Below are 1,248 nucleotides of genomic sequence, written 5' to 3'. Positions count from 1 at the left end.
ATTAGATTCTTTATTTAACAGCTTCTTTAAATTCTTTTCCTGGCTTAAAGGCGGGAGCCTTTGTAGCAGCAATCGCGATTTGTTCACCTGTTTGTGGGTTACGGCCTGTACGTTCGGCACGTTCACGTACTTCAAATGTACCAAATCCAGCGATTTGAATTTTTTCTTCTTGTGCAAGCGTCGTAGCAATGATTTCGAATAATCCATCAATCGCTTTTTTTGCGTCTTGTTTTGTTAATTCTGATTTGGAAGCAACAGCATCAATAAATTCAGCTTTTTTCATATCTAAATACCTCATTCCTTACTGTGTATAGTCTGTGTAGACAAAAAATATATCATAGTTTCCTTGTAATGGTCAAACGTATGTTCTTTTAAATACATAATGCATCTGCTAGAAAACTCTATATGAAGGTTCAAGTAGATACTCGAGTTGCTACTATATATTCATATAAAAGAGAATTAATAAAAGCAGCATTCTCATGCGTAAATGGCATAGGAATGCTGCTTTTTTCTGCAGATATAGGTATATACTTATACATTTTCTTTTACAATTCACCATATTAAACCTTATTATGGAAGTAAACTCAAAATAAGGTGGGAGATGCTTGTATGAGAGCTAAGATTGAGAAAGCGAACCATGTAGTGATGTTTGAAACAGCTGGTGAGTTTTATGCACACGAAGTGACCCAAGGTCCTAAAGTGGGTTTCTTTGCTTGCCCTTCTTGTGGAGTGAAAGTTTATCATAAACAAGATCATTTCTTTTCACGTGAACATGCACGTACGTGTACTTACGTACAAGAGCAATCTAAGAAAAAGTTCTAATCCTTGTCTCCACAAGCTTAGTTTATAAGATTCTCATTGGTTAATTTATACATTTATAGTATAATATCGAAGTTGCACTTGTGAACATATAAAAGGCGAGTTAGGATGAAGGGACTAAGTACATTAAGAARGATAGATGCCTTGGGACGTATAGTGCTTCCCATTGAACTAAGAAAAGGAATGGATATAGGTAAAGACGATTCAGTAGAAATCTTATTGGAAGATGATTATATAGAAATAAAAAAATACGAAGAATATAACAAATGTGTGATTACAGGTGAGATAACGCCTCAAAATCGTAGATATGCAAATAACATGGTTTTAAGTCCGTTAGGCGCAAAAATTTTATTTAACGAAATAAAAGATAAGCAAAAAGCCTTTGAATCGTAAATTCAAAGGCTTTTTAGGTCGAACTATTTTTTATGC

3 protein-coding genes are annotated in these 1,248 nt (G+C 34.1%); 2 read left to right on the top strand and 1 reads right to left on the bottom strand.

What is annotated here, in order from left to right; genetic code table 11:
• Positions 1 to 10 precede the first annotated feature (10 nt).
• Entirely contained in the window at positions 11 to 283 is a 273-nt protein-coding gene (locus AC1DRF_RS28440) for an HU family DNA-binding protein (protein WP_427077288.1), read from the bottom strand.
• A 326-nt stretch (positions 284 to 609) separates the two neighbouring features.
• Between AC1DRF_RS28440 and AC1DRF_RS28435 the strand changes: the two genes are divergently transcribed.
• Both AC1DRF_RS28435 and AC1DRF_RS28430 read left to right on the top strand, forming a co-directional pair.
• Positions 610 to 822, top strand: a complete 213-nt coding sequence (locus AC1DRF_RS28435) for a hypothetical protein (protein ID WP_057240527.1) — start codon at positions 610 to 612, stop codon at positions 820 to 822.
• Positions 823 to 927: 105 nt separating this feature from the next.
• Positions 928 to 1,212: an AbrB/MazE/SpoVT family DNA-binding domain-containing protein gene (locus AC1DRF_RS28430; protein ID WP_477742364.1), complete on the top strand. Its 285-nt coding sequence runs from the start codon at positions 928 to 930 to the stop codon at positions 1,210 to 1,212.
• The last annotated feature ends 36 nt before the right edge of the window (positions 1,213 to 1,248 follow it).

It is taken from the genome of Priestia sp. P5_B4 (assembly GCF_056400385.1).
This window is presented reverse-complemented; position numbering and strand designations above follow the sequence as displayed.

What these genes read in the sequence shown, in the direction of transcription:
- AC1DRF_RS28440 (WP_427077288.1), bottom strand. Translation starts at nt 283, where the DNA reads ATGAAAAAAGCTGAATTTATTGATGCTGTTGCTTCCAAATCAGAATTA.
- AC1DRF_RS28435 (WP_057240527.1), top strand. Translation starts at nt 610, where the DNA reads ATGAGAGCTAAGATTGAGAAAGCGAACCATGTAGTGATGTTTGAAACA.